Consider the following 25,867-nt stretch of genomic DNA (forward strand, 5'->3'; position numbering starts at 1 on the left):
ATGTGACTGGGTCGGACTGACGCCTCAGTAAGTGAAGGCAGCCAACACCCGTGCATTTTGAAAGACGAAGGGTATACATTTGATGATTTACTAGAGAGAACAGGCATGACAGCACCTATCAAAACCCTGGCCGAAATCGAAAAAATGCGCATTGCCGGCCGCCTGGCAGCCGAAGTGCTGGAGATGATTGAACCACATGTGCAAGCAGGTATCACTACTGACGAGCTCAATACCATTTGCCATAACTATATTGTTGATGTGCAACAAGCGATTCCGGCACCACTTAATTACCATGGTTTTCCTAAATCTATCTGTACCTCAGTGAATCAAGTTATTTGCCATGGCATCCCCAATGACAAAGCCTTAAAAGACGGCGATATTATCAATATTGATATCACGGTAATTAAAGACGGCTATCATGGCGATACCTCTAAAATGTTTGTAGTAGGTAAACCGAGCATTATGGCCGAACGGCTGATTCGGATTACCCAAGAAGCCATGTATTTAGGCATTAAAAAAGTGAAAGATGGCGCGCGCTTAGGTGATATTGGCTTTGTTATTCAACAGCACGCCGAAAAACACAACTACGCCATTGTGCGCGAATATTGCGGTCACGGTATTGGTGCCGTGTTTCATGAAGAACCGCAGGTGTTGCATTACGGTAAGCCCGGTACCGGCGAAGTATTAAAAAGCGGTATGTGCCTGACTATCGAGCCGATGGTGAATGCCGGTGGCCGCCACAGCAAGTTGTTAAAAGATGGCTGGACAGTCGTGACCAAAGATCGCAGCCTGTCAGCACAATTTGAACACACTATTTTAGTCACCGACACCGGTTGCGAGATTTTAACCCTGCGTAGCGATGATACCATTGACCGTATAGTCATCGCCGAATAAACCATTTTAAGGAGTAACGTGTGACCCAGGCCCTGAGTTTTAACCGCCCACTGCCAGAACATTACTCCCTTGATGCTTATAAAAAGCTCTTTGCCGACTTTCAGGAGTTCCAAGCCCGGGCCTTTCATAGCCAGCCTATTAATACGCTGGTTAAAGCGCGGGCACGCTTTGTTGATGAGGTACTGCTGGAGTTATGGCAACATTGCGAGCTGTCTAAAGATAAAGGTATTAGCTTAATTGCCGTGGGCGGTTATGGGCGTGGCGAGCTGCATCCTTTTTCCGATATTGATTTAATGCTATTGGTGGATAAAAGACCAGGCGGCAGTCAACAAGATGCCATTTCCCGCTTTATTACCTTGCTCTGGGATTTACGCTTAGAAGTCGGTCATAGTGTTCGCACCTACAAAGAAACCATCAGTCTTGGCAAAGACGACATTACTATTGCTACCAATTTGCTAGAAATGCGCCTGTTAACCGGCAATAAAACCCTGTTTAATGAGCTGCAACAAGCGGTGATGGCAGATAATTTTTGGAGCAGTCAGGCGTTTTTCCAGGCCAAACGGCATGAGCAACAACAACGCCATGCGCAGTACCATGGTACGGCGTACAACCTTGAGCCCAATTTAAAAGCCAACCCCGGTGGCCTGCGCGATATTCAAACCATTGGCTGGGTGGCCAAAAAGCACTTTAATACCCGCACCATGCGCGAATTGGTGGCCTACCAGTATTTGACCGAAGATGAATACCAAGAGCTGATGGAGTGTGAAGCCTATCTGTGGCAGATGCGTTTTGCCTTGCATTTAGAGGCCGGCCGTAATGAAAACCGCATTCTATTTGACTATCAGCCAGCAGCAGCGGAGCGCTTAGGCTTTGGTGCCGATGGTAAAGCATCCGTTGAACGGATGATGAAGCGGTTTTTCCGCACCGTGCAACGCGTTAGCGAGCTTAACGAAATGCTGTTGCAACACTTTGAAGGCAGTATTTTAAACTCGCAGCAAAAAGTTAAAGTAAGCCAACTGGATGATTATTTTGAACTACATGGCCATCTAATTAAGGCCAGTGATAACGCGGTTTTTGCAAGGCGCGACAACCTGCTACGGCTATTCTGGCATATCGCCAATAATTCAAATATTACCGGTGTTCACTCTACTACTATTCGCTTAATCCGCCAGGTACGGCGACGTTTGATGGGTGATTTGCAAGATTACGAAGCCTGCCGCCAATTGTTTTTAACCCTGCTACGCCATCCGCGCGGTATGGATAAAGCGATAACCCTAATGCATCGCTACGGGATTCTGGCAGCCTATTTACCGCAATGGCGTAATATTGAAGGCCAGATGCAATTTGATTTGTTTCACGCCTATACCGTGGATGAACACACCCATCGCTTGCTAAAAAATCTGTATAAATACAGCTTACCTGAGCATGAAAGTGAATTTCCGCTTTGCACTGACATCGTGAAAAAAATGGAGAAACCCGAGCTGTTGTATCTTGCCGGCATTTTCCATGATATTGCCAAGGGGCGCGGCGGCGACCACTCTGAATTGGGCGCAATGGATGTGCGGGAATTTGCCAAGTTACACAAGCTTAGCGACTTTGACAGTAAACTCATTGCCTGGCTGGTCGAGCATCATTTATTGATGTCGGTTACCGCCCAGCGCCGAGATATTCATGATCCGCAAGTGGTGGCGGAATTTGCCGAAAAAATCCGCGATGAGACCCGCCTAAACTACCTGTATTGCCTAACACTGGCCGATATTCGGGCTACCAATGATAATTTGTGGAACGACTGGAAAGGCTCGTTATTACGGGAGCTGTTTTTAGCCACGCAAAAAGCCTTTCGCCGTGGTTTGGAAAAACCGATGGATTTACGAGACCTTATTCGGGAAAACCAGGCAGAGGCCTTGCCGCTCTTAATCAAGCAAACCTTTATTGAGAGCGAAATATTGCAATTATGGAGCCGCATCAAAGCCGACTACTTTGCCCGCTATAGTCCAAAACAAATTGTCTGGCACTGCGAACATATCTTGCGCCACAAAAATACCGACGAACCGCTGGTATTGGTCAGTAAAGCAGCGATTAAAGGCGGCACTCAGGTGTTTGTTTATACCAAGGATCAACCGGGCCTATTTGCTCGCATGGTTGCCGCTTTGGATAGCAAAAAGGTTAATATCTTTGATGCGCAAATTATGACCAACAAAGATGGGTATGCTATGGATACCTTTGTGGTGCTGGAGCAAAACGGTGAAGCGGTTACTTCCCCTTCACGCCAGCAAAGCATTAAAAAAGCGTTGGAGCAATTTATTGCCGGTAAGCCAGATTTTTCCAGGCAAAAACCACGGTTATCCCGACAAATGCGCCAGTTTACGGTGCCGCCTAAGGTGGTTTTCTTACCAGGTAATACCAAACACCGCACTATGCTAGAAATGGCCGCATTAGACACGCCGGGCTTACTGTACGATATAGGTCAGGTCTTTCAGCAATGCGGTGTAAATATTCATGCTGCTAAAATCACTACCATTGGCGAGCGCGCCGAAGACTTTTTCTTAATTTCCAACGAGCAGGACGATGCTTTAACACCAGAGCAGCAAAGCCAGTTAAAACGTAGTCTGATCGAACAACTCTCACAGCAAACAGAAGGCTAAGTAAACCGATGTCTGATTTAAAAAACCTGATTGAAACCGCATTTGAACAACGTGCTGATATTACGCCAAAGACCGCCAGCGCCGAGCTAAAACAGGCCGTAGAGCAAGTACTACATATGCTGGATAATGGCAGCGCCCGCGTGGCTGAGAAAATTGCCGGTGAATGGGTTGTACATCAGTGGCTGAAAAAAGCGGTGTTACTGTCTTTTCGGATTAACGATAACGAAGTCATGGATGGTGCAGAGAACCGTTTCTTCGACAAAGTACCGATGAAATACGCCGCCTATACCGATGCGCAATTCCGTGCTGATGGTGTGCGCATAGTGCCGCCAGCAGCCGTACGCCGTGGCAGTTACATTGGTAAAAATGTGGTGGTGATGCCCTCTTACGTCAATATTGGCGCCTATGTCGGTGAAGGTTCAATGGTAGATACCTGGGCGACCGTAGGTAGCTGCGCGCAAATTGGTAAAAACGTGCATCTATCAGGCGGTGTCGGTATTGGTGGTGTATTAGAGCCATTGCAAGCTAACCCCACCATTATCGAAGATAACTGCTTTATCGGCGCACGCTCTGAAGTGGTCGAAGGCGTTATCGTCGAAGAAGGCGCAGTCTTATCAATGGGCGTTTATATCAGCCAAAGTACCCGTATTTACGATCGTGAAACCGGTGAAATCACTTATGGCCGCGTGCCCGCAGGTGCCGTAGTCGTGCCTGGTACCATTCCGGCAAAAGATGGCAGCCATAGCTTATATGCCGCCATTATTGTCAAAAAAGTGGATGCCCAAACCCGCGCTAAAGTCGGCATTAATGCGCTGCTACGCAGCATTGATGAGTAAAAGCTGACAAAAGGCAGGCATTGTGTTCGCAGCAATGCCTGCTAAACGCCGATTAACGCTGTGACCCGCCAAGGCCAAACATTAACGTGGCGCAAATAACACTAGCGCTAAGAGCACAGCGGCACCGATAGCGAACACAATATATTCCAACCGCTTTTCAAAACGCTGCTCAGCAGTTAAGCTGGCAGGTACCAGTATGGCAGAAATAGCCGATACTAAAGTGGTTATTAGCAGCAGCAACGTAATAGTAAACTCCACCGCCGATCCCAATACAGCTAACCACGCCGACATATCGTACCTCTACACTTGATAAACCAAAAACCATCCCAAAAATCGCGCGCATTTTAGCACTAACGTGCCACGGCTTTATACTATTTACGGCCAGTAACCTTTCCTTGCGGTTAAAGGCGATATATTTTGTTACGCAATAATACAGGTTAAGGCAAGGGTTAAGGCTTATACTGCCAGCTGAACACAGTGCATGTGAGAACCTACTATGGGCTATTTTTTACAAGGGCTAAAACTGTTAAGTCAAAAAGGCCTAAAACGTTTTGTGCTAATCCCATTGTTGATTAACCTGCTGCTGTTTAGCCTGGCGTTTTACTGGTTATGGCAACTATTGCGGCAAATGATTAGCGCAATACAAAGCTGGCTCCCCGCTTGGCTGCACTGGCTGGAATACCTGTTAATACCACTGGGCTTGTTTTCACTAATTATCAGTTTTGCTTATAGCTTTACCATGGTAGCCAATATTATTGCTGCCCCTTTTAACGGCTTGCTGAGCGAAAAAACTGAGGCGTTGTTACGAGGTCAAACGATATCGCCAACCAGCGTAAAGCAATTTCTACAAGCTTGCCCTCGCCTGCTGGCACGGGAATGGCAAAAGCTGTGTTATTTACTACCACGAGCCGTGATCTTGTTTATCCTCTGCTGGTTTATTCCGGTGGTGGGGCCCTTCCTGTGGTTTGCCTGCAGCGCCTGGTTTTATAGCCTGCAATATCTGGACTACCCTTTTGATAACAACAATGTCAGCTTTGACCTTTTGCGGGCAGAGCTAAGAAAAGCCCCGGCGCTCAGTTTATCTTTTGGCAGCGCCGTTGCGCTATGTAGCATGGTGCCGCTGTTAAATTTATTGGTGATGCCTGCCGCGGTATGCGGCGCTACAGCACTTTGGTGCGCCCGTTTTGCCGATGCCTATGATCCGGCATTACAGGCACCTGGAGCCCGTAGCTACCGGAAACTGGATAAGTATTGTTAGCACCATGCGGGGCGCTGGGGCTTAAAAATGTTGCGTTAGCCAGGGCAGCGCCACGTCTTCTGCCTGCAGTGTTTCGCCGGCGTCAATCTCTAGCATGGGCGCTAGCGCCTCACCTTGCAGCTCTGTCATCAGCTCAAACAGTTGCCGGCCCGCAGCACAAAAGGTATCACCGTAGCTGCTATCACCCATTGCCAGCACAGCGAATTTTTTACCGGTTAATAATGGAAAGCGATCTCGGCACTGTGCAAAAAACGGAAATAGATTATCTGGTACATCCCCTTGACCGGTCGTAGAGCTGATCAGTAGCCAGTAATCGGCATTAAATGCCAATACTTCATCCAATACCGCCGGATGAAACCATGCAACCTGATAGCCTTTTTGCTGTAATAGCGTTAGCGCCTGCTCTGCTACGTATTCGGCACCGCCATAAACACTGCCTACCATTATTGCGATTTTTTGCATGGATTATGCTCCAGAAATTGCTGAAAAAGCTGTTGATAATAAGTCTCGTCAGTGGGCCAGGCAAAGCGCGCAAATAACGCGCTCAGTTCGGCTAACCCAGCTTGCAGTATCAGTCTGTTGCCCGTTACCGGATGTGGCAGCTGCAAAGTAAAAGCACAGAGTAACAAACGCTCGTTGGCAAACTGTTCCCGAAACAATGCATTATGCTTGCCATCCCCATGGCTGGTGTCGCCCACTATGGGATGGCGCAAATGCGCTAGATGTCGTCTTAATTGATGTTTTCGACCCGTTATTGGCTGCAGCGCCACTAAGCTGTAACGGGCGGTGCTATACCGGCTCACCGCAAAAGGTAACTCGACATCATGCAGTGGCTGATAGCGGGTAACCGCCGACTGCGCCGCTTTATCTACCCTGACAAATTTATCGGCAATATTATCAAGTTGTTCTTTTAACGGATAGTCTAAAGTACCTGCAACTTGTAGATAACCACGTACAACTGCCAGATAACCTTTTTGCCAGAGTCCTGCTTCGATTTGTTGTGATAACACCCTGGCAATCTCAGCAGACAAGGCAAAAACTAGCACTCCAGAAGTCGGCCTATCTAAGCGGTGTACCGGATAAAGATGTTGGCCCAATTGATCACGTAAAGTTTGTAAAACAAAGCGGGTTTCGTGTTTATCTAAAAAAGAACGATGCACCAACATACCGCTTGGTTTATCTACCGCGACCAGATATTCATCTTGATAAAGGATGGTTAAAGGCGGAAAGTCTAATAAATGCGGCACTGCAGATGTAACCTCTGTCGTTTGCGCTGCCGCTGAATCAGCAAAGATGTCTTGGTTTAAGGTTGATTCAGACACTGTTCTAACCTTTTAATAGCAGCAAGTGAGCTATCGACAGCCGATAAGTTATTGGCATACACCAGCTCAGCCAGCGGTGAGATAGCGATGTTATTTGGCAAAGGTGCACCAGCTTCAAGCAGTGTTTGCATCTTTGGTAACAATATAAATTGTAACCACTGCTCTAACGGCATGGTATCGCAGCAAAAAGGTGCATTACTTGCCAGAGCGGCGGGGCTAGGTGGCAGTGTACTCCACAAATTATCCGCCACTAGAGCGGCTTCCAGTTCAATAAGTAATTGTTTGACTTGTGCTGACATAAGCGCCCTCCCCGATATCAAACGGCTATTCTAACATAATGCATAATGGATCCAGCCACTTGTAAAAAACAGTTCAAGTCACCATTATGCAAGGAAAGAGGAAGAACGATGACGACAATTTGGTTATTATTGCTGTTAGTCAGCATAGTATATGGCTTTTGGTTACAGCGGCAGCAAGATGAACGAGCGATTTTATTAGCGAAACAGCTATGTAAGCAGCATCAGCTACAATTTTTAGAATGTGGCCGTCTTGGTCATCGTTTTAGTAAACTGAATGATCGCAGACGTTGGCTTACCTATTATCAGGTTGACTTTAGCAGCGATGGTGAAAGCCGTTATCAGGCTGAGCTGACACTGCAAGGGCTGAGGTTAGCTAACTTTAACCTGCCGCCGCATCGTATTTAAGATTGCTTAATGGCTGCACTCGCCAGCTTGCCACTAAGCTGCCCGGTTAAAAAGTCTTTATACATCACCCAATCTGCCGCCAAGCTATACCAAGGATAGTGAAAGGTGGCTGGCTTATTATGTTCAAACACTAAGTGACCAAACCAAGCAAAGCCATACCCTATCACCGGTAAACTAATTAACCAAAACCAAGCGTCTGTTAGCAGTATCCAAGCTAATATCAACAATACTAGCGTACTGCCAATATAATGCATCAAGCGACACCAGGGATTAGCATGCTCACGCAGGTAATAAGGGTAAAACGCACTAAAAGAATCAAATTTTTGCATCTTAGTCTCTCAGCTTGGTTGCTTATTTTGTCTCGGTCTGAACATTAACGTGCCGCTGACCGAACCAAATACCAGATCACTCACCCGATAATAATGATCATCAGCAAAAAAGCGTTGATACTTTTCTAAAGTGACAAAAATACCGATACCAGCGGACGCTGCATCTTGATCGACCAAACCATCAACGGCATGAATTAAGTAATGCCCCAGGCCGGCATGTTGATATTTCGGGGCAACCGCAATAAAAGCTAACATGTGGTAGCGTTTCGCTGGCATCGCCGCATGAATTTTTTCTTCTTTTTGTAGTAACTGCCGGGTTGAAACATAGCCTGCGGTTAATAGCATTTTTAAACGCCAATGCCACAGGCGGCTACTACCGATACCTGAGTCGGGCCCTACCACACAAGCCACGCCCAATAACTGCTCTTGATAAAACAAGCCGATAATAGGTTGTCCCGCCTGCCAAAACGTACTTAGCTCTTCCCGAATCGCTGAACGTAATCTTGCTTCATAGTCAGTTTCTGCCGCGCGGAAAATCTCCATAAACAAGGGATCATCATGATATGACTGATAGAGTAAAGAGGCCGCAAGTTTCAGATCTTCACCACCTAATAAGGCTGCATTCAGCTGGGTGGGTTCAAAGTTGTTAAGCTGAGCTAACATATGGCACCTGTTATTGTTGTTTTTTTATTCACAATAACAGCGTCATCTTAGCTTGCCAAGCTAAGATTTTAGCTTAGTGTAGATAATGAACTATGATTAAAGCATACGCTACGAAGTTTAACGGAGGTCAAAAATGGATACCAGTCAACATACGCTAAGCAGCCTATTTGCACAACTCGGTCTGGATAACGACGCTGCGGCGATACAAGCTTTTATTAATGAACATCGATTGCCTGCAGGTACTGAATTAGCGCAAGCGGATTTTTGGAGTCAAGCACAAAGTAGCTTTTTGCAAGAGGCTTGGCGTGCGGATTCTGATTGGAGTGACGTAATTGATGAGCTAAATAAGCTTTTACATTAGACGCTGGCAGACAACTGCAACCAGCGTCATACAGAATAGCGCTATTACAAATATTTGTAGGCTTTGTCACCCCAACCTGTTAGCTGGTTGTTTTTAAATACCAGTGGCGTGCATTCATCTTTGGTAGTTTTGTTGTCACTTTTGACATGGTGAGTACGATAAAATAATACCAAGACCTGCTCACCATCCTTTTCAAACAACTCAGAGAAGTCGGGCGCACCGAGCAATGACCGCACATCGTCGGCGCGAGCGCCCAATTGCAGCTGATTAATCTGTTGTAAATTGTGTGTCTGTGCTTTTTGCCAACTACTTTCTGATCGACTATCTGTTTTATCACCAATAGCCACAACACAGCCACTTAACGCTGCAGTTAACACAGATACCGCTAATAACTTACCTAATAATGAGATTTTTACCGACATATACAGCTTCCTTATTTTATTTTTTGCTCAAATTCAGGCCAATTGCCTTTTACCAAAACCAATAGCACCAAGATAATAGCAAAATTAACGCCAAAATTAATATTTAATATTTTCATAACCTTAACTAAAGCACACTTTCACTTACGAGCAATGAGTGGTAATTTAAACTAAATTTTAGTGAACTTAGCGAATAAAGATGGCATCAGCGATTCAGTTGTTACAGCAGGTGGCAACAAAACTGCGGCAAGAGGGTAAGCAACCTAGCTTAGCCTTGTTTAAAGCCCGCTTAGCCGGGCAGCTTAGCCCACCAGAATTATTTAGCGCCTATCAACAATGGCGACAACATCCCGAGCAGTATCTTGACGTCGCTGTCGCTGAAGATCTTGCCATAAGCCGCCCGATCAACGCCGAGCAAGACCTTAGTAGCCAACTTAACCGCATCGAACAAAAACTTGACAGACTGTTGCATCTACTAGAGCAAACACATGTATCTGGCTGAACTACGCTTTAAAATTATCGCTGACACTAATCTAACGGCCGCTGAGCAAGCCATTCGCTGCTACATGGAAGCCCTTATTTTTAATGGTCAGGTTATTGGCCGAGAATTCCCCACGGCCTGGCAGCAAGATGCTTTTCTCAGCCGGGTCGTCATACCAACCGAAGACGCACTGCACACTAGGTGGCATACTAATAAGGGTCGCCAGGCAGAGCAACAGCTGAGTCTTGCCGGTTTAGGCTACCCACAACTGCAGATCCTCGGGCAAGACTTACTCTCACAGCCAAGCTGCGAGGAGCTTCCAAGTCAATTGGTAGTCTTTACCAGCTTTGCAGATACCTGCTCACCAGTGCGCTGTGCTAACACCTTGCAGCCAGTACCTCTGTTTTGGTTAAAAACAGGCAATACCGATCATGAGGCACTGATCCGCTGGCAATTACAGTTTCAAGCCTTGGATGAAATTCAGCTGCAGGAACAACGAGTATTGCACAAAATTGCAGAGAACAGCCTACAGCAGCTCAATAGCAAGCTAAACCGGATGGGAAGGCAATTAGCAAAGCAATTGAGTAGGCAAAATAAAATCGATATTTACTATGCACTTTATAGCGGCAGCAGTAATGATTGCAGCCAGGAAGCAGAAAAAAACTGTCCTGGCTGTGGTAGTGATTGGCGTCTTAGCCAGCCAATAGCTCAGCTATTTGATTTTCGCTGTAAGCATTGCTTACTGCTAAGCAATATTGCCTGGGAATGTCAGTCAAATAACGGGGAGTAGGCTAACGGTTTAAGATGTAACAGAAACTCTGCCAAACTAGCAGCAACTTTCTGCTCAACCTCTTTACCAACATGCTCCAGATACACCTCTCCGCTACTATTTAGTACTGATAACAGTATATTTTCATCATCGGTTACAGCAAAGAATACTGTCTCACGCTGCTTTAAGCGCCGTTTCATCAGAATATGACCTATAATATTCTCCTGCAATCTGGCGATGTCAGCACTATTCCATGGCATTAAAAGCGCCAATTTACCGCGTGGATGTTCTGCCGCCAGATTAGCGCCATAAAAACTGCTGTAATAATCTTTAATATCCTGATGTAAACTCATCTCCAGCGCATGCTCTACGTTGCTAAAATCTGCTGCCGGTTGCTGGGCTACAGGTAACCAACTCACCTGTTCTTCTGCTAACCATTGCTGCTGGCAAGGCGATGGGCTAGCCGGGTCGGCCCAGGCTGTCATTTGCAACTGTTGCAGTTGATGCCAGCTCAGGCTTTGCTCGATAAAATTTGCATAGGCTTCTTTGGTTGACACCTCTACTCCCAGTATCACTTATGATAAGATATGGCGCATTGTAACTAAAAAGACAAAGAAATGACAAAAAGCCATGCTGACGTTCTAGCCGACTTAAGTCTCGGCAAGATTACTGACTATATTGATCACTATACCCCGTCTTTATTGCAGGCCGTGCCACGCAGTCTTGGCCGTCAAACTTTGGGGCTTACCGAAGGCACACTGCCCTTTGTGGGGCAGGATATTTGGCACGGCTATGAACTGTCCTGGTTGAATGCCAAAGGTAAGCCGATGGTTGCCCTGGCAACCTTTGTGGTGCCTTATAATTCACCAAACCTGATTGAATCGAAATCGTTTAAGTTGTATCTCAACAGTTTTAACCAAAGTCGTTTTGCGGATTTAGGCCAGGTATATCAGGCATTGCAACAAGATTTAAGCGGTTGCGCTGGAAAAACGGTACAAGTAAGTTTACATAATGTTAGTGAAATCATGACTTTTCAACCGACTTGGATCCCGGGCATATGTTTAGATGAGCAGGATATCAGCATAGAGCAGTATCAATATGATCCCAGTCTGTTAGCCATGGCACCAAATCGCGGCAAAGTAGAAGAAAAGCTACACTCACACTTACTAAAATCTAATTGCTTGATCACTTCGCAACCCGATTGGGCCAGTGTATTTATTCATTATCGCGGCGCAGCGATATCACATGAAGCCTTACTAAAATATTTAATTAGCTTTCGCAGCCATAATGAGTTTCATGAGCAATGTATTGAGCGGATCTTTGTGGATATCTGGCACGCAGCTAAACCAGAGTTTCTTGCGGTCTATGCTCGTTATACCCGCCGTGGCGGTTTAGACATTAATCCAATGCGCAGCAGTGAGCCTTATACAGCCCCTAACATTCGCCTTAGCAGACAGTAATAAGGTAAGGTTTATTGCGTATATTTATACAAAAAAGCGCAGCAAAACTGTAATTTGCTCTGTAATGTTTCACCAGCACTTTCACTTTTGAATGTTTTTTGTTCTAATAGCGGCACCTATTGTTCCCAACGATAGGTGCTGATTATTATGGAACCTAAAAATGATATATCTTACCCAAAATGAAGAAACGAGCTGGTTACCTTACTATTTAACGAAGTAGAACTTGCTCTAATAAAAATACCTCTACGTCAAGCGAGCCTCTGGCTCGCTTTTTTCTCGAAGTTTTTTGGCTTATAACTACCTTAAATACTTATACTGAGGATATACTTAAGCTATTAACTATTTTCAGCAGCGTTAGAGCAGGTGGTCCAATTGCATCCAGACCTGAAACAACAACTCCTAGAGGCTGTCACTGCCCGCAAAACACTAGAACGCACCTATGAAAACCAATTTAAATTATTAGCCCAGTTTGTTTTACGACTGTCTTTGTTATGCAAAGGCATAGATTTAGAATTGGATAACAGATTAGCTAAATTACGCACTGAATTAACCAAAAATACCGATTTAGAAAAGTTGTTGCCATTCATTGAAGACACCAGTAATAGCTTGCAGCTTCTTGAAAAAAAGCAGCAACAAGATATCCGGCAGGTGCAACTAGATCTCACCCAAGCGGGTCGTATGCTGCAACAACAACGGGGTTTACCTGATCAGCTCAGGCGGGACTTGCGGCAATTATTGTTTACAGTAGAACAACCTACCGCTACATTACAAGCCTTTCTGCCACAACTGAGTAATCTTACGCAACTTTACCAGTTAGCGCTTAAAGCCAAACAACAGCAAGATGCACCCAACCAGGATGAAGAGCGTTATGCTCATATTTGCCGGCAAATAACCTTAGAACTAAACAATTTGTTAGGTGAACTCACCTTCACTGGCAAATATGCAATTGAAGTTGATCAAATTAAAGGCAGCTTACTCAGTCAGTTGAGTATTGAAAACCTGCTGGACGCCTGCCTTAGAACCATTAGTATTATTGTCAATGGGATTAACGAGGAACGATTATCTGCAGAAAGCTTTTTGTTAAAGCTAAACGACGCCTTAAGCAATGTGCAGCAGGCTGTCGAAGCAACCCTAAAAGATTCGGGCCGGATCCAACAAAAACTTGCTGAGCTAAATCAAAAAATTGCAGATCAGATTGAACACTTGGGGCAACAAACCGAGCATGCAGAATCTTTGGAACAACTTAAGTTACTGGTGATCCATAAAATCAATGATCTCACGCTTTCTTTACAAGAAAAAGAACAGCTGGAAAGGGAAGAAAGAGAAAAGATTCGTTTAACACTAGTAGGAATGGAAAAACGGGTCAAAGAACTGGAAAAAGAGGCATTAAGCTTTAAAGATCGCTTAACCGAACAGAATTTCCGCAGTTTACGCGATGCCTTGACCGGAATTCCAAACCGAGCTGCCTACGATGAGCGGCTCAATCTGGAGTTTAAACGTTGGAAACGTTTCGGTACCCCACTTTGCGTCATTCTGGGAGATGTTGATTATTTTAAAAATATCAATGACAACTATGGCCATAGTGCCGGCGATAAGACGCTACAGGTGATTGCCAAAGCCTTGCAACAATCTATTCGGCAAACTGATTTTATTGCTCGCTATGGCGGGGAAGAGTTTGTTATTTTAATGCCGGAAACCAATTTGCAACAATTAGCGGAACCGCTCAATTTATTAAGAGAAAAAATTAAGAAAATACCCTTTAAATTCAAGAATAAAAGTGTTCCTATTACTATTTCATTTGGTGCGACTCAATTGATGCCGGGCGATACCGCAAGACAGGCTTTTGACCGTGCCGATGAGGCCTTATATCAAGCTAAAAAAGACGGCAGGGATCGTATTTCTTTGAAATAGCTTCGCGACTGCCGGCAACACAACATAGGAGATTGCCGATGCAAGTGCATCTTAACCCTTTGGGGGCCATGGATTTACTGTCGCAGTTGGAAGTAGAACGTTTACAACAAAATACCCAGCAGGCAGCGTTTCAACTATTCCGTAATTGTGCTCTAGCAGTGCTCAACGTCGGTAGTCACACAGATAGCTCAGCTGAGATTTACGACCAGTATCAAGATTTCTCTATTAATTTACTGGCCCGCGAACGCGGTATTAAAATTGAGCTAAATAACCCACCACAAAGCGCCTTTGTCGATGGTCAGATTATCAAAGGGATCCACGAACACCTGTTTGCGGTGTTGCGCGATATCCTGTTTTACCATACCCGGCATGGTGTAGATAATAATCCGCTGGATTTGAACAATAGCGCGCATCTCACCCACAGCGTCTTTGATATTCTGCGTAATGCCCGGGTAATTGATGCAACGAGTGAGCCCAATATGATTGTATGTTGGGGTGGACACTCTATCCGGGAAGTAGAATATAATTACACGAAGGAAGTCGGCTATCAGCTTGGTTTACGTGGCTTAAATATTTGTACCGGCTGCGGCCCTGGCGCCATGAAAGGACCAATGAAAGGCGCCACTATCGGCCATAGTAAACAACGCATTCAAAGTGGCCGCTATTTAGGGTTAACCGAGCCGAGCATTATCGCTGCTGAACCACCTAACCCTATTGTTAATGAACTGGTTATCCTGCCTGATATTGAAAAACGTTTAGAAGCCTTTGTACGGGTAGCCCACGGCATTATTATCTTCCCAGGTGGTGCAGGTACTGCCGAAGAACTATTGTATTTGTTAGGTATTATGCTGGATGAGCGCAATGCCGATCAAAAACTGCCCATTATTTTAACCGGCCCTGCCAGCAGTGCAGCTTATTTTGACGAGATTGCTCAATTTGTTGAACAAACCCTTGGTAAAGAAGCCCTCGCGCTGTTAGATATTATCATTGATGATCCGGCTGAAGTTGCCAGACGCTTAAAACAAGGCTGTCAGGAAGTGCGCCAGTATCGTAAGTCGGTAGGTGATGCCTATCATTTCAACTGGACTTTAGATATTACACCTGACTTCCAACATCCCTTTATCCCAAACCATCAGAATATGGCCGCACTGGACTTGCACCTAGCGCAAGACAAAGCCACACTAGCCGCTAACTTACGCCGGGCCTTCTCTGGTATTGTCGCCGGCAATGTAAAAGATGAAGGGATCCGCGCTATTCGCCAACATGGTCCTTTTATACTCAGTGGTGAGCCAAAACTAATGCAATTAATGGATAAGCTGCTACAAGCTTTTGTGGAACAAGGTAGAATGAAACTACCCGGCACTAAGTATGAGCCTTGCTATCGGATTGAAAAGTAAACCATGGCTAAAGTAATACTGATAGATGCGCTAAACCTGATCCGGCGGCTTTATGCTGTTCAGGAGCGGCCTTACCTGCCATTAGCAGGTGAGGTTGCAGAAGGTACCCGTCAGCAAATTATCAGTAATACGCAGCAAATGTTATTACAAGCCCTGGCCAGACTGCGCCAGGATTTGGCACCTAGTCACGCGCTAATGGTCTTTGATGGCCAACATAGCCATTGGCGGCAACAACTTTGCCCACTTTACAAAGCCAATCGTAAACCTATGCCGTCAGTCTTAGCTGAGGCCTTACCTAACTTGATGCATCAAGCGGAGCAAAGTGGTGTCCGCTGTTTTCTACAAGCGGAATATGAAGCGGACGATGTTATTGCTACGGTTGCAAGTAAACTTAGACAACATCAACAACAAGTGGTCATTATTTCTACCGATAAAGGCTACCTGCCACTGCTAAGCCATGGTGTTGAGGTGTACGATGCCTTTACTCGCCAATTTACCAGCAAAGCCCAGGTAAAAGAGAAGTTTGGTGTCTACCCCGAGCAATTGCTAAGTTGGTGGAGCCTGGTCGGTGACAGTACTAATAATATCCCTGGAGTAGCCGGGGTTGGCCCCAAAAGTGCTTTAGAGTTTATGGCGCTTGGGCGTAGTTTAAATGAAGCGCTGCAAAATCCGGACTGCCCTAAAAAGCTCGGCCAGAAAATTAGCGAGCACAAGCAAGATATACTAATTTATACCCAAATCTTGGCGTTACAAACTAATTTAGAGCTGGGTCTCAATATGCAAGATCTGCGTTTAACGGAGCCTGTGTAGCCTACTATGAAAATCAAGATTCTATTATGGCTGGTAGTCGGGATCGGTATTTATTTGCTAGCGACCATAGTAATATTGCGGTTCTATCCCGATAATCCAGCACAAATGAATTGGCAAGATCGTGAAGCTTTTAACGCCAAATTTATTCAGCGCTTAAATCTTAGCAAACCTGTCCAGCAGGAGTATCTAATTAATCGTCTGGGAAGTCCGGATATTACCGAGGCTTATCGTCATAACGGCGAGGTCTATCAGTTACTCTACTATCGTACTCATCGTAAGGCTGCTGACGGCATTACCACTGCAGATGAATGTACTGCTCTACTCTTTATTGAACGCCAGTTAAGCGCCGTTGGCGACGAAGCGATTGCCCGTTATCTGGAGCTGCAACCTGATGCCAGATCTCTTGAATAATTGGTTAATTTGCTACCAACAGCTCTCGACTCTCAGTGCTGCCTTACAGCAAGCCGACACTGCAGAGCAGTTACAGGGTTGTTTACAACTAAGCCGCGAAATTAACACTAAGTTACAGCAATTAGTTGATGAAAACCCGGGTATGGCAATCGCTCAACTATCCATAATTGAAAGCAACACAACAACCGCCATATCTCAAGCAATAAAATGCTGGGTTTTATTAGCATTCTGGAGTCGCCTGAAGCACTGGCCAAATGCCCGGCGCGATATTATAGGCGGCTGTGCCTTACTCGCCGCTTGTACTATAAAACACAGTAAACGCCCCGCCGCACTGCAACTTGCTGCACTGTTAAAAAACCAACAAAGCGGCGGGATTTTCACTGCCGTTTTGGCGGGCACTTATCATCAGCAACAGAAACGTTTTAGCTGGCAAGTACATCAGGATAGCCCATTATTAACGCTCGCTTTGGATATTGCCGAGCAACTCCAGCCAGATGACAATTCCGCCCGAGCATTAGAACAAGTACTGGCGTTTAAAATCAGTAACAGCACAGATGAGTTTGAGTTGGCACAGCTCAATATCCTGGCACAACTTGCACCTACATTATATTTATCCGGTCGCTTAGCCATCGACCAATTGGAACGCTACTGGCTGTTATGTCATGCCGACGGTCAGGCCTATCAAGCATTACAATACTGGCCGGAGCAAGAGAAGATTAGCGATCACCTTAGTGCAAAACCCTTGGCCGAGTTAAACTTACTGCCGCCGGCGAGGCTGGCTTTGGGTAGTTGGTTATCGAAAATTCATATTAAGCCCCTTGCAACGCAAAAAATTCCGACACCCAGCAGCCTGATAGCAAATTCGATTCTCACAAAATTGAGCTACCATGATTTTGATGCCCAACTAAAACTCGTTGAAAAACATCCCATACTGGTACAATTTTTATTAGATAACGCCAGCGAAAGTAATCGTCGGCAAACACTGATCCATCGCTTGCGGCATGCGCTGGCTATTTTTGGTCAGGAGCAACTTCCTCTCGCCGTAGCCAGAGCGGAGGTTCTACAATATCTGCAATTACAAAGCAGTACTCAACATGCTTGGCTCTCTCAACTGCAGCATACACTACAATTTAGTATACAACTCGTTGGCCGCTACCTACCGCAACCACTAAACCTACAACAAGCAGGCTTAATCGCCGCCTGTTGTAGTGCCCCACTCTGGCACCATCCGAGTTTACAAGCTGTGCCTTTGAGTAAAATGCAGCAAAACCAGCTACTACTGGGACAACTTTGTCAAAGTTACTTGCTAGAGCCAGTGCGTAGCCAACGACTCAGTGCCGCCTTATTAAAACATTATCAGCTAGATGATTGGGCTGTTGCAGTGTTAAGCCAATACCAACAACCACAACCCGGACAAGTCATGTCCTATCGACAAATACTGGGGGTATTTCTGCATCTCTGCTGGCAACTCACGTTCAGCGTTTTTTGTTATCCCAGCGCTCAGCAAAGTAGCAAGCAGTTATTGCGTTTAGCGGCCCAGTATCTCCCCTTACCACAGCAACCTCTGGATTATTGGCAGCAAGAGCTGCTTAATTGCCAGCAGCTATACTATCCGTTAGATAGTCAACCAGCCTAAAGCATTTAGCGACCTTACCATTCATGCAAATTATATTGCTTATTAGCTTGGTGACTAATGATTTACTGCTGCAAACTGGCTTAAAACCAGCTAAAACGCTATAATTAGCGCGCCTTCAGGCATACGCCTGACTATAAATTTCAGAAATATTCAAGCTAAGGATCCCCATGAGCAAGCAAACGATTACCGTCATCAAAGGTGACGGCATTGGCCCAAGTATTGTTGAAGCCGCCATTCAGGTACTGGAGAAAGCTGGCTGCGATTTTAACTACGAATATGTAGACGCAGGCCTTACCGCATTAGAGAAAACCGGTGAGCTACTGCCACAAGCTACGCTGGATGCCATAGCACGTAATAAAATCACCTTAAAAGGCCCATTAACCACGCCAGTCGGTGAAGGCTTTACCTCTATTAACGTGACCTTACGTAAAAAATTCAACTTATACGCTAATGTGCGGCCAGTAATTTCCTTTAAGGGCACCAAGGCACGTTACGAAAATATTGATATTATTACTATCCGTGAAAATACTGAGGGTATGTACTCTGGTCACGGTCAAATCGTGTCAGAAGATGGCCAGACCGCACAAGCTTCTAGTATCGTGACCAAAGAAGGCGCCCGCCGCATTGCCGAGTTTGCCTTTGAAACTGCCCGCCGTGAGAAGCGCAAGAAAGTTACTATTGTGCATAAAGCGAATATTTTAAAATCAACCTCGGGTTTATTCTTAAAAACCGCCCGCGAAGTGGCACAAAACTACCCTGATATCGAAGCGCAAGAAATGATTGTCGATAACACCTGTATGCAGTTGGTGATGAATCCACAACAGTTTGATGTGATTGTGACCACCAACCTGTTTGGTGATATTTTATCAGATCTTTGCGCAGGCTTAGTGGGTGGTCTGGGCATGGCACCGGGTGCCAATATTGGTACAGATTGCGCCATTTTTGAAGCGGTACATGGTAGTGCCCCAGATATCGCCGGTAAAAACCTGGCCAACCCAAGTTCAGTGATTCTGGCCTCAATTCAGATGCTGGAATACTTAGAAATGAAAGATAAAGCAGAGAAGATCCTGGCCGCCGTTAGCGATGTGATTGCTTCTGGCGATCGCACCACCCGTGACTTGGGCGGCAGCTTTGGTACTACTGACTTTACTCAGGCCGTATTAGAACGTTTATAAACCTTTCCCCGCTTATTTAATGCTAAAATAGCCACATTATTGTGGCTATTTTTTTGAGAACAGCAATGACCCAACCCAAGAACCCCTTACACGGCTTTACGCTGGAGCAAATTGTCACGGCCCTGGTTAACCACTATGGCTGGGCCAAATTAGCAGAGCAGATTGATATAAACTGCTTTAAAAAAGACCCGTCGATTAAAAGCAGTTTAACCTTTTTACGTAAAACCCCCTGGGCACGCGAAAAAACCGAAGCCTTGTTTATCGCTACCAAACTTTATCAGCAGTAGCCAGCCCGACATCCGGTAAAAGCGCAAAAACCAGCATTTCGCTGGTTTTTTTATGATGCAATCTCTGAAACACTCCGGCTGCCGTAGCGCTATAAGATAAGGGCTGACTTTTACCTGGTTAACTGGCTAATCGGCGTTTTAACCTTATCCATTATAGATAGTTCCGCCATCCTGCATATACTGCTTAAGCACTGCGGCCGCAGCATCACGCTGTACCAATCGCACCACTTCTACACCGGCATCACGCAGATACTGATAGCTTGGCTCAAACACCGGGCCTTCATCAAAGCCAATAGCCCGGGCGTCTTCTGCTGTTGCGGCGCAGACTAAGCGCTTTACGCCGCTCCACAAGGTGCCGCCCAAACACATGGCGCAGGGCTCACAGGAGGTAAATAGCTCACGTTTTACGCCATCAGCAGCTAGGCTGAAACTTTGCACTGCCTGCTCTGCCAGCATAATCGCGACCATTTCACCATGAGCACTGGAATTGCTGAGCGGCATCACCCGGTTAACACCAACACTGATTAGCTTACCGCTATCGGCTTCAAAAATCGCACTACCAAAAGGCCCACCCGTACCGCGCAATACGTTCTGCCGGGATAACTCAATGGCCAGCGCCATCTTGTCATCATCGTTAAGGTAACGGCGCTGCCAATCGACCAGCTCGTTTATCCAGTCTGGTAGGCTGATGCTGACAGCTTGCACTGTTATGCCCCCTCTACCAAAGGCTTGCTATAGGCCAGCTCCATATCCCAGGGCAGTTGGATCCAGGTATCCTGCTCAATATCGGTAACGTAGTGATCGACCAATGGCTTGCCTTGCGGTTTAGCATAGACGGTCACAAAACGCGCCTTAGGAAAGCGCTCACGCAGTGCCTTGGCGGTTTCACCGGTATCAACCAAGTCATCCACAATCAATAATTGCTCAGAATCTGCTAAGTGTGCATCTTTTAGCACCCTTAAGCTGCCTTGCTGATCATGGTTATAACTGGCAATACAGATGCTATCTAGTACCCGAATATTCAGCTCCCGGGCAATAATCGCTGCCGGCACTAAACCGCCACGGCTCACCGCAACAATGGCATTAAAGTTTTGGCCCAAGAGTTGGCGCGCCAGCTCTTTGGTGGCGCGGTGAAAGGCTTCCCAGGAAACATAAAACATTTTATTGCTGGCTAATGACATACGACTCTTTCCTAACGTTGTTTACAGGCTGTTTGTTTATAGACAGCCTAAGGCCACTTCAACCATTTCATTAAAACTGGTTTGTCTCAGCTCAGCACTTAAGGCTTCACCGGTACGGATATGATCGCTCACCGTAAAGATCGCTAAAGCATTAATACCGTACTCCGCAGCCACACCATATAAACCGGCAGCTTCCATTTCTACTGCCAGCACGCCGTATTTTTCCAGGGTGTCAAACAGGGTTTCACTTGGGTTGTAGAATAAATCCGAGGTAAAGACATTACCTACTTTTACATTAATTGCTTTTGCGCGAGCCGCAGCAACGGCTTTTTCCAGCAAGCTAAAGCTGGCAATAGCAGCAAAGTCCATCCCGGCTAAGCGATTACGGTTAACGCTGGAATCGGTGCTGGCGCCCATACCGATAACCACGTCGCGCACTTTCACATCCAGTGGCAAAGCACCACAAGACCCAATACGGATAATATTTTTTACGCCATAAAACTTTACCAGCTCAGTGGCATAAATAGACATGGAGGGCACGCCCATGCCTGAGCCTAAAACACTTACCGGCTTGCCTTTATAAGTCCCGGTATAACCAAACATATTGCGCACGGTATTTACGCAAACGGCATCGTCTAAAAAGGTTTCGGCGATATGCTTAGCACGCAACGGATCGCCCGGCATCAACACCGCTTCGGCAAAAGCGCCCTCTGGCGCATTAATATGTGGAGTGGCCATAAATTCTCTTACTGTTCTGTTAATGTAAATTTGCTAAAAAAGATTCGCCGTATGCCATGGCATCCAGCCCATAATAATCGGCTAAGGTTTGCCCCATATCAGCAAAACTCATCCGTTCGCCTAAATCCACCCCTTTTAGCCCGGCTTTATATAGCAGTACCGGCACATATTCGCGGGTATGCTCAGTCCCTGGCCAGGTTGGATCACAACCATGATCAGCGGTTAATAACATCAGGGTATCCTCACCACAGGCCGCCATTAGCTCTGGCAAGCGGCTGTCAAAATATTCCAGCGCTTCGCCATAGCCAATAGGATCACGGCGATGACCAAAGTTTTGGTCAAAATCGACCAGATTAGTAAAAATTAAACTGTTATCTGCTTGCTGAGCCATTTGCGCCAGCGTTTTATCTACCAAAGCCGTTAAACCTGTCGCTTTTAAACTCTCGCTAATGCCTTGATGGGCATAGATATCGGCAATTTTACCAATACTGATTACCTTACCGCCGGCTGCTGTTAGCTTATCTAACACCGTAGGAGCCGGGGGTAATACCGAATAATCGCGACGGTTACCGGTACGGGCATAATTTTCTGCCGTTGTACCTAAAAATGGCCGGGCGATCACCCGGCCTATATTGTAGTTATCCAGCAGTTCGCGCGCGGTTTCGCAAAAGCTTAGCAGTTTTTCCAACCCAAAATGTTCTTCATGGGCGGCCACCTGAAACACACTGTCGGCCGAGGTATAACAAATGGGTTTACCGCTATTAATATGTTCATCACCCAGCTTGACTAAAATATCCGTACCTGAGGCATGACAATTACCCAAAATACCCGGCACACCGGTGCGCTGACATAACTCGTCAATTAACTCAGGCGGAAAGCTATTGGTTTTCTCATGAAAATAGCCCCAATCAAATAATACTGGCACCCCGGCAATTTCCCAGTGCCCGCTTGGGGTATCTTTACCACTGCTTAGCTCACGGGCGTAGCCATAGGCGCCTACGCAATCAGTTGTATCGGCTACATCCGGCGCAATGCCATTGCTGGCCGCCGTGGCCGCTTTTACCAAGCCAAGGCGCGCTAAATTCGGTAACTGTAATGGACGCTGCTTTTGTGCATGAAAAGCCTTAGCAATACTGGCAAACGTATTGGCCCCAACATCACCAAACTTGGCAGCATCCGGTGCACTGCCAATACCAAAACTGTCGAGCACTAAAATGACGGCTTTTGTCATTACTTAACTCCTAGGCTGAATAGACACCCTATTCTGCCAGATTGTGCCAGGTGCATAAAATAAAAAGGGGACGCAGCTTAATACGCTTGGCACATTTTAGCAAGATGCTGTCAGGATCCAGTTACAAGACGTAAAACCGCTTAAAAAAACAAGGACGCCAATTGGCGCCCTTGCAACTAGAGTATAGAACAAATTACCCAATTATTTAGGCAAACTGCTATAGCCCATATTAAACAGGGTAAAGCTATAAATATCCGCGGCCTGATCAATAATCATTGATACCGGCATGCCCGCACCATGCCCTGCTTTCACATCAATGCGGATCAGCTGTGGTGTCGTTTTACTGGCTTTATCCTGCAATTCTGCAGCAAATTTAAAGGAGTGCGCCGGCACTACCCGATCATCATGATCCGCTGTGGTGATCATCGTTGCCGGATAGGTGACACCCGCTTGGACATTATGCACCGGTGAGTAACCTTTCAGATACTGAAACATCTCAGCAGATTGCTCGGCAGTACCATAGTCATAGGCCCAACCTGCGCCAGCAGTAAAGGTATGATAACGCAGCATATCTAATACCCCGACCTGCGGAATAGCCACACCAAATAGCTCTGGCCGTTGCGTCATCACGGCGCCAACCAATAAACCACCGTTAGAGCCACCACGCACAGCAGTTTTCGCCGGCGAAGTATATTTCTCAGCCTGTAAATATTCAGCTGCGGCAATAAAGTCATCAAACACGTTTTGCTTTTGCAGCTGGGTGCCGGCAGTATGCCAGGCTTTACCGTATTCACCACCACCGCGAATATTAGCTACCGCATAGATACCGCCCATTTCCATCCACACGGCATTTGCCACGCTAAAGGACGGCGTTAGGCTGATATTAAAGCCACCATAGCCATACAGGATAGTAGGGTTACTGCCATCGCGTTTTAAATCTTTGCGATAGCTGATGATCATCGGCACCTTGGTACCATCTTTTGAGGTATAGAATACCTGCTCAGACACATAATTAGCCGGATCAAAATTAACCTTAGGCTGATTATATAAACTCACCGCTCCGGCTTTGGGTTCAAAAGCATAAATTGAGCCCGGGGTAATGTAGTTCGCGAAACTAAAGTACAGCGTATCTGCGTCTTTTTTACCGCCAAAGCCGCCAACACTGCCTACGCCGGGCAGTGCAATATCACGTACTAGCTTGCCGTCATAATCATATTGTTTAACCTTAGCAATAGCATCCACGATATAATTAGCAAATAAGAAACCGGCACCACGGCTAATTCTAAGCACATGCTCTGTTTCCGGGATCAATTCCTGCCAATTCTCTTGCTGCGGCGCTGCAGCAGACACCTTTACCACTTTGCGGTTAGGTGCATTACGGTTGGTTGCCAGGATCAGCGTATCTCCCACGCTATCAACCAGGTCAATATCAGAATCCGTATCTGCCACTATGGTCACAAAATCACTGTCTGGCTTAGTCAGGTCTTTTAGAAACAGCTTATTACCCGAGGTCGAAACTGCCGCCGACACCAATAAATAACGATCATCTTCGGTCACTGTCGCGCCAACATAGCGATGCTTCTCTGCGTCAGCTGCACCAAAAATCACTTTATCGTCAGCCTGTGGCGTGCCTAATTTGTGGTAATACAGCTTGTGCTGATCGGTCATGGCCGATAACTCACTGCCGTCTGGCTTGTCATAGCTGGAATAGAAGAAACCGTCGTTACCCACCCAGGAAATACCACTGAATTTAATATCAATTAGCGTATCGCCAATTTGTTGCTTGCTCTCCACATCCAATACGATGATTTTTCGCCAGTCACTACCGCCTTCGGAAATAGCATAAGCCGCTAATTTACCATCACGGGAAAAGCTGATATCGGCCATCGAAGTGGTGCCATCAGCGCTAAAGGTATTGGGGTCGAGGAAAACTTCCACCTCGCCGCCATCTTTTTGCCGGTATAACACAAACTGGTTTTGCAGGCCGTCATTTTTATAAAAATAGGTGTAATCGCCCTCTTTAAATGGCGCCCCTACCCGCTCATAATTCCAAGCTTGTTGTAACTTGTCACGAATTTGATCCCGGAAAGGAATTTGTTTTAAATAATCAAAGGTGGTTTCATTTTGCGCTCTTACCCAGGCTTCAGTCTGGCTGCTGCGATCATCCTCTAACCAACGAAAAGGATCGGCAACTTGCTGGCCGAAATAGCTATCAACCACATCGCCCTTTGCCGAAGTAGGATAATTTAAAACGCTAGTTTGCGCGGCAACTGCCATATTTTGCTCCGGAACAACATCTTGCTTAGCACCGCCGCAGGCTGTTAACACAGCTGCAGCAAGCAGAGTAACAACATATTTCATTAAGGTGGACTCCATTGTTATTGTGATTATTGGGAAACCGCATGAGCTTAACAAAGAAGCAACCTTTTGCCTATTTCACTTAACTGGATTTTTTGTAGATTGATATGGTATCGACAAGGTGCTGTACATTTCGAGGTAGTAGCAACGAGTTACCAAAGATTGTGCTAAGGGCGCTAAAAAGCAAAACGCCAGCACTAGGCTGGCGTTTTACATTAGTGGTGCCCAGAGGCGGACAAAATCGCCAGGAGCGATTTTGAGCAGCTGTAAGCTGACCCGTAGGGCGAGGTGCAGGACGCACCGAGTACAAAATCGCCAGGAGCGATTTTGAGCAGCTGTAAGCTGACCCGTAGGGCGAGGTGCAGGACGCACCGAGTACAAAATCGCCAGGAGCGATTTTGAGCAGCTGTAAGCTGACCCGCAGGGCGAGGTGCAGGACGCACCGAGTAATCAAAGATGATGCCTTGGGCGTTAAAAAGCAAAACGCCAGCACTAGGCTGGCGTTTTACATTAGTGGTGCCCAGAGGCGGAATCGAACCACCGACACGCGGATTTTCAATCCGCTGCTCTACCGACTGAGCTATCTGGGCA

At 46.2% G+C, this 25,867-nt stretch carries 29 protein-coding genes and 1 tRNA gene; 16 read left to right on the top strand and 14 right to left on the bottom strand.

The annotated features are described in order from the left end of the window. Positions 1 to 105 precede the first annotated feature (105 nt). From map to dapD, 3 genes are read left to right on the top strand one after another with little or no spacing between them, the layout of a single operon-like run. Entirely contained in the window at positions 106 to 894 is a 789-nt protein-coding gene (gene map, locus IE163_RS05745) for a type I methionyl aminopeptidase (protein WP_189431164.1), read from the top strand. 20 nt (positions 895 to 914) lie between these two features. Next, positions 915 to 3,539 (top strand): [protein-PII] uridylyltransferase, encoded by a 2,625-nt coding sequence (glnD, locus tag IE163_RS05750; RefSeq protein WP_189431166.1) that lies wholly within the window; start codon positions 915 to 917, stop codon positions 3,537 to 3,539. Positions 3,540 to 3,547: 8 nt separating this feature from the next. Continuing rightward, positions 3,548 to 4,375, top strand: coding sequence for a 2,3,4,5-tetrahydropyridine-2,6-dicarboxylate N-succinyltransferase (dapD, locus tag IE163_RS05755; protein ID WP_189431168.1), 828 nt, complete (start codon positions 3,548 to 3,550; stop codon positions 4,373 to 4,375). 81 nt (positions 4,376 to 4,456) lie between these two features. Here dapD and IE163_RS05760 read toward each other — a convergent pair whose 3' ends face one another. Next, positions 4,457 to 4,666, bottom strand: a complete 210-nt coding sequence (locus tag IE163_RS05760; protein WP_189431170.1) for a hypothetical protein — start codon at positions 4,664 to 4,666, stop codon at positions 4,457 to 4,459. A gap of 205 nt (positions 4,667 to 4,871) precedes the next feature. Here IE163_RS05760 and cysZ point away from each other — a divergent pair, with 205 nt between their 5' ends. Then, positions 4,872 to 5,633: a sulfate transporter CysZ gene (gene cysZ / locus IE163_RS05765; RefSeq protein WP_189431172.1), complete on the top strand. Its 762-nt coding sequence runs from the start codon at positions 4,872 to 4,874 to the stop codon at positions 5,631 to 5,633. Positions 5,634 to 5,654: 21 nt separating this feature from the next. On the opposite strand, the gene IE163_RS05770 is transcribed toward cysZ, so the two are convergent. Genes IE163_RS05770 through IE163_RS05780 form a run of 3 tightly spaced genes read right to left on the bottom strand, consistent with a single transcriptional unit; the run spans position 5,655 to position 7,254 of the window. After that, positions 5,655 to 6,095 carry a flavodoxin domain-containing protein gene (locus tag IE163_RS05770; RefSeq protein ID WP_189431174.1) on the bottom strand — a complete coding sequence of 147 codons (441 nt, stop codon included), beginning with the start codon at positions 6,093 to 6,095 and terminating at the stop codon, positions 5,655 to 5,657. Beyond that, on the bottom strand, positions 6,077 to 6,880 hold the full coding sequence (truC, locus tag IE163_RS05775) for a tRNA pseudouridine(65) synthase TruC (RefSeq protein ID WP_268248622.1): 804 nt from the start codon (positions 6,878 to 6,880) through the stop codon (positions 6,077 to 6,079). The genes IE163_RS05770 and truC overlap by 19 nt, the downstream gene beginning before the upstream one ends. 56 nt (positions 6,881 to 6,936) lie before the next feature. Then, positions 6,937 to 7,254 (bottom strand): YqcC family protein, encoded by a 318-nt coding sequence (locus IE163_RS05780; RefSeq protein ID WP_189431176.1) that lies wholly within the window; start codon positions 7,252 to 7,254, stop codon positions 6,937 to 6,939. A 108-nt stretch (positions 7,255 to 7,362) separates the two neighbouring features. Between IE163_RS05780 and IE163_RS05785 the strand changes: the two genes are divergently transcribed. Further along, on the top strand, positions 7,363 to 7,659 hold the full coding sequence (locus tag IE163_RS05785; RefSeq protein WP_189431179.1) for a DUF3301 domain-containing protein: 297 nt from the start codon (positions 7,363 to 7,365) through the stop codon (positions 7,657 to 7,659). On the opposite strand, the gene IE163_RS05790 is transcribed toward IE163_RS05785, so the two are convergent. After that, complete coding sequence (locus IE163_RS05790) at positions 7,656 to 7,988, bottom strand: Mpo1-like protein (protein ID WP_189431181.1); 333 nt, start codon at positions 7,986 to 7,988, stop codon at positions 7,656 to 7,658. The genes IE163_RS05785 and IE163_RS05790 overlap by 4 nt on opposite strands. A gap of 9 nt (positions 7,989 to 7,997) precedes the next feature. Next, positions 7,998 to 8,651, bottom strand: coding sequence for a GNAT family N-acetyltransferase (locus IE163_RS05795; RefSeq protein ID WP_189431183.1), 654 nt, complete (start codon positions 8,649 to 8,651; stop codon positions 7,998 to 8,000). Positions 8,652 to 8,784: 133 nt separating this feature from the next. On the opposite strand from IE163_RS05795, the gene IE163_RS05800 reads away from it, so the two are divergent. After that, entirely contained in the window at positions 8,785 to 9,012 is a 228-nt protein-coding gene (locus IE163_RS05800; protein ID WP_189431185.1) for a DUF2789 domain-containing protein, read from the top strand. A gap of 44 nt (positions 9,013 to 9,056) precedes the next feature. Here IE163_RS05800 and IE163_RS05805 read toward each other — a convergent pair whose 3' ends face one another. Next, positions 9,057 to 9,434 carry a DUF3192 domain-containing protein gene (locus IE163_RS05805; RefSeq protein WP_189431187.1) on the bottom strand — a complete coding sequence of 126 codons (378 nt, stop codon included), beginning with the start codon at positions 9,432 to 9,434 and terminating at the stop codon, positions 9,057 to 9,059. 196 nt (positions 9,435 to 9,630) lie between these two features. Here IE163_RS05805 and IE163_RS05810 point away from each other — a divergent pair, with 196 nt between their 5' ends. Continuing rightward, positions 9,631 to 9,933, top strand: a complete 303-nt coding sequence (locus tag IE163_RS05810; protein ID WP_189431189.1) for a hypothetical protein — start codon at positions 9,631 to 9,633, stop codon at positions 9,931 to 9,933. After that, complete coding sequence (locus IE163_RS05815; RefSeq protein WP_189431191.1) at positions 9,920 to 10,702, top strand: DUF2310 family Zn-ribbon-containing protein; 783 nt, start codon at positions 9,920 to 9,922, stop codon at positions 10,700 to 10,702. Before IE163_RS05810 ends, IE163_RS05815 begins: the two co-directional genes overlap by 14 nt. Here the strand turns inward: IE163_RS05815 and syd are convergent. Next, positions 10,681 to 11,238: a SecY-interacting protein gene (gene syd, locus IE163_RS05820; protein WP_189431192.1), complete on the bottom strand. Its 558-nt coding sequence runs from the start codon at positions 11,236 to 11,238 to the stop codon at positions 10,681 to 10,683. The genes IE163_RS05815 and syd overlap by 22 nt on opposite strands. A gap of 60 nt (positions 11,239 to 11,298) precedes the next feature. Between syd and queF the strand changes: the two genes are divergently transcribed. From queF to IE163_RS05860, 8 genes are all read left to right on the top strand, one after another. Then, positions 11,299 to 12,141 carry an NADPH-dependent 7-cyano-7-deazaguanine reductase QueF gene (queF, locus tag IE163_RS05825; protein ID WP_189431195.1) on the top strand — a complete coding sequence of 281 codons (843 nt, stop codon included), beginning with the start codon at positions 11,299 to 11,301 and terminating at the stop codon, positions 12,139 to 12,141. A gap of 363 nt (positions 12,142 to 12,504) precedes the next feature. Beyond that, positions 12,505 to 14,052, top strand: a complete 1,548-nt coding sequence (locus IE163_RS05830) for a GGDEF domain-containing protein (RefSeq protein ID WP_229833445.1) — start codon at positions 12,505 to 12,507, stop codon at positions 14,050 to 14,052. A 38-nt stretch (positions 14,053 to 14,090) separates the two neighbouring features. Further along, positions 14,091 to 15,449, top strand: a complete 1,359-nt coding sequence (gene ppnN / locus IE163_RS05835) for a nucleotide 5'-monophosphate nucleosidase PpnN (protein ID WP_189431199.1) — start codon at positions 14,091 to 14,093, stop codon at positions 15,447 to 15,449. A 3-nt stretch (positions 15,450 to 15,452) separates the two neighbouring features. Next, positions 15,453 to 16,259, top strand: a complete 807-nt coding sequence (gene xni, locus IE163_RS05840; protein WP_189431200.1) for a flap endonuclease Xni — start codon at positions 15,453 to 15,455, stop codon at positions 16,257 to 16,259. A gap of 6 nt (positions 16,260 to 16,265) precedes the next feature. Then, the gene (locus tag IE163_RS05845; RefSeq protein ID WP_189431203.1) at positions 16,266 to 16,670 is read left to right on the top strand and encodes a DUF3192 domain-containing protein; all 405 of its coding nucleotides are present in this window, start codon (positions 16,266 to 16,268) and stop codon (positions 16,668 to 16,670) included. Next, a complete protein-coding gene (locus tag IE163_RS05850) occupies positions 16,651 to 18,306 on the top strand; it encodes a hypothetical protein (RefSeq protein ID WP_189431206.1) in 1,656 nt (551 codons plus the stop codon). The genes IE163_RS05845 and IE163_RS05850 overlap by 20 nt, the downstream gene beginning before the upstream one ends. Before the next feature lie 167 nt (positions 18,307 to 18,473). Continuing rightward, entirely contained in the window at positions 18,474 to 19,481 is a 1,008-nt protein-coding gene (locus tag IE163_RS05855; RefSeq protein ID WP_189431208.1) for an isocitrate dehydrogenase, read from the top strand. A 65-nt stretch (positions 19,482 to 19,546) separates the two neighbouring features. Beyond that, entirely contained in the window at positions 19,547 to 19,768 is a 222-nt protein-coding gene (locus IE163_RS05860; RefSeq protein ID WP_189431210.1) for a VF530 family protein, read from the top strand. 144 nt (positions 19,769 to 19,912) lie between these two features. Here the strand turns inward: IE163_RS05860 and IE163_RS05865 are convergent, their stop codons facing one another. From IE163_RS05865 to IE163_RS05890, 6 genes are all read right to left on the bottom strand, one after another. Then, positions 19,913 to 20,473 carry a nucleoside deaminase gene (locus IE163_RS05865; RefSeq protein ID WP_229833446.1) on the bottom strand — a complete coding sequence of 187 codons (561 nt, stop codon included), beginning with the start codon at positions 20,471 to 20,473 and terminating at the stop codon, positions 19,913 to 19,915. 2 nt (positions 20,474 to 20,475) lie between these two features. Then, positions 20,476 to 20,949 (bottom strand): xanthine phosphoribosyltransferase, encoded by a 474-nt coding sequence (gpt, locus tag IE163_RS05870; protein ID WP_189431211.1) that lies wholly within the window; start codon positions 20,947 to 20,949, stop codon positions 20,476 to 20,478. Positions 20,950 to 20,985: 36 nt separating this feature from the next. Further along, positions 20,986 to 21,687 carry a purine-nucleoside phosphorylase gene (deoD, locus tag IE163_RS05875; RefSeq protein WP_189431213.1) on the bottom strand — a complete coding sequence of 234 codons (702 nt, stop codon included), beginning with the start codon at positions 21,685 to 21,687 and terminating at the stop codon, positions 20,986 to 20,988. A 19-nt stretch (positions 21,688 to 21,706) separates the two neighbouring features. After that, positions 21,707 to 22,918, bottom strand: a complete 1,212-nt coding sequence (locus IE163_RS05880) for a phosphopentomutase (RefSeq protein WP_189431214.1) — start codon at positions 22,916 to 22,918, stop codon at positions 21,707 to 21,709. Between the two features lie 201 nt (positions 22,919 to 23,119). Further along, a complete protein-coding gene (locus IE163_RS05885; protein ID WP_189431216.1) occupies positions 23,120 to 25,279 on the bottom strand; it encodes a prolyl oligopeptidase family serine peptidase in 2,160 nt (719 codons plus the stop codon). Positions 25,280 to 25,790: 511 nt separating this feature from the next. After that, a tRNA-Phe gene (locus IE163_RS05890) sits at positions 25,791 to 25,866 on the bottom strand. Position 25,867: the final 1 nt, after the last annotated feature.

It is taken from the genome of Alishewanella longhuensis, from assembly GCF_014653435.1.
In the GTDB taxonomy this organism is placed as follows: Bacteria; Pseudomonadota; Gammaproteobacteria; order Enterobacterales; family Alteromonadaceae; genus Alishewanella; species Alishewanella longhuensis.

Coding starts and splice junctions, on each gene's coding strand:
- map (WP_189431164.1), top strand. CDS start 106: ATGACAGCACCTATCAAAACCCTGGCCGAAATCGAAAAAATGCGCATT.
- dapD (WP_189431168.1), top strand. CDS start 3,548: ATGTCTGATTTAAAAAACCTGATTGAAACCGCATTTGAACAACGTGCT.
- IE163_RS05760 (WP_189431170.1), bottom strand. CDS start 4,666: ATGTCGGCGTGGTTAGCTGTATTGGGATCGGCGGTGGAGTTTACTATT.
- cysZ (WP_189431172.1), top strand. CDS start 4,872: ATGGGCTATTTTTTACAAGGGCTAAAACTGTTAAGTCAAAAAGGCCTA.
- IE163_RS05770 (WP_189431174.1), bottom strand. CDS start 6,095: ATGCAAAAAATCGCAATAATGGTAGGCAGTGTTTATGGCGGTGCCGAA.
- IE163_RS05780 (WP_189431176.1), bottom strand. CDS start 7,254: ATGTCAGCACAAGTCAAACAATTACTTATTGAACTGGAAGCCGCTCTA.
- IE163_RS05785 (WP_189431179.1), top strand. CDS start 7,363: ATGACGACAATTTGGTTATTATTGCTGTTAGTCAGCATAGTATATGGC.
- IE163_RS05790 (WP_189431181.1), bottom strand. CDS start 7,988: ATGCAAAAATTTGATTCTTTTAGTGCGTTTTACCCTTATTACCTGCGT.
- IE163_RS05795 (WP_189431183.1), bottom strand. CDS start 8,651: ATGTTAGCTCAGCTTAACAACTTTGAACCCACCCAGCTGAATGCAGCC.
- IE163_RS05800 (WP_189431185.1), top strand. CDS start 8,785: ATGGATACCAGTCAACATACGCTAAGCAGCCTATTTGCACAACTCGGT.
- IE163_RS05805 (WP_189431187.1), bottom strand. CDS start 9,434: ATGTCGGTAAAAATCTCATTATTAGGTAAGTTATTAGCGGTATCTGTG.
- IE163_RS05810 (WP_189431189.1), top strand. CDS start 9,631: ATGGCATCAGCGATTCAGTTGTTACAGCAGGTGGCAACAAAACTGCGG.
- IE163_RS05815 (WP_189431191.1), top strand. CDS start 9,920: ATGTATCTGGCTGAACTACGCTTTAAAATTATCGCTGACACTAATCTA.
- queF (WP_189431195.1), top strand. CDS start 11,299: ATGACAAAAAGCCATGCTGACGTTCTAGCCGACTTAAGTCTCGGCAAG.
- ppnN (WP_189431199.1), top strand. CDS start 14,091: ATGCAAGTGCATCTTAACCCTTTGGGGGCCATGGATTTACTGTCGCAG.
- xni (WP_189431200.1), top strand. CDS start 15,453: ATGGCTAAAGTAATACTGATAGATGCGCTAAACCTGATCCGGCGGCTT.
- IE163_RS05845 (WP_189431203.1), top strand. CDS start 16,266: ATGAAAATCAAGATTCTATTATGGCTGGTAGTCGGGATCGGTATTTAT.
- IE163_RS05850 (WP_189431206.1), top strand. CDS start 16,651: ATGCCAGATCTCTTGAATAATTGGTTAATTTGCTACCAACAGCTCTCG.
- IE163_RS05855 (WP_189431208.1), top strand. CDS start 18,474: ATGAGCAAGCAAACGATTACCGTCATCAAAGGTGACGGCATTGGCCCA.
- IE163_RS05860 (WP_189431210.1), top strand. CDS start 19,547: ATGACCCAACCCAAGAACCCCTTACACGGCTTTACGCTGGAGCAAATT.
- gpt (WP_189431211.1), bottom strand. CDS start 20,949: ATGTCATTAGCCAGCAATAAAATGTTTTATGTTTCCTGGGAAGCCTTT.
- deoD (WP_189431213.1), bottom strand. CDS start 21,687: ATGGCCACTCCACATATTAATGCGCCAGAGGGCGCTTTTGCCGAAGCG.
- IE163_RS05880 (WP_189431214.1), bottom strand. CDS start 22,918: ATGACAAAAGCCGTCATTTTAGTGCTCGACAGTTTTGGTATTGGCAGT.
- IE163_RS05885 (WP_189431216.1), bottom strand. CDS start 25,279: ATGAAATATGTTGTTACTCTGCTTGCTGCAGCTGTGTTAACAGCCTGC.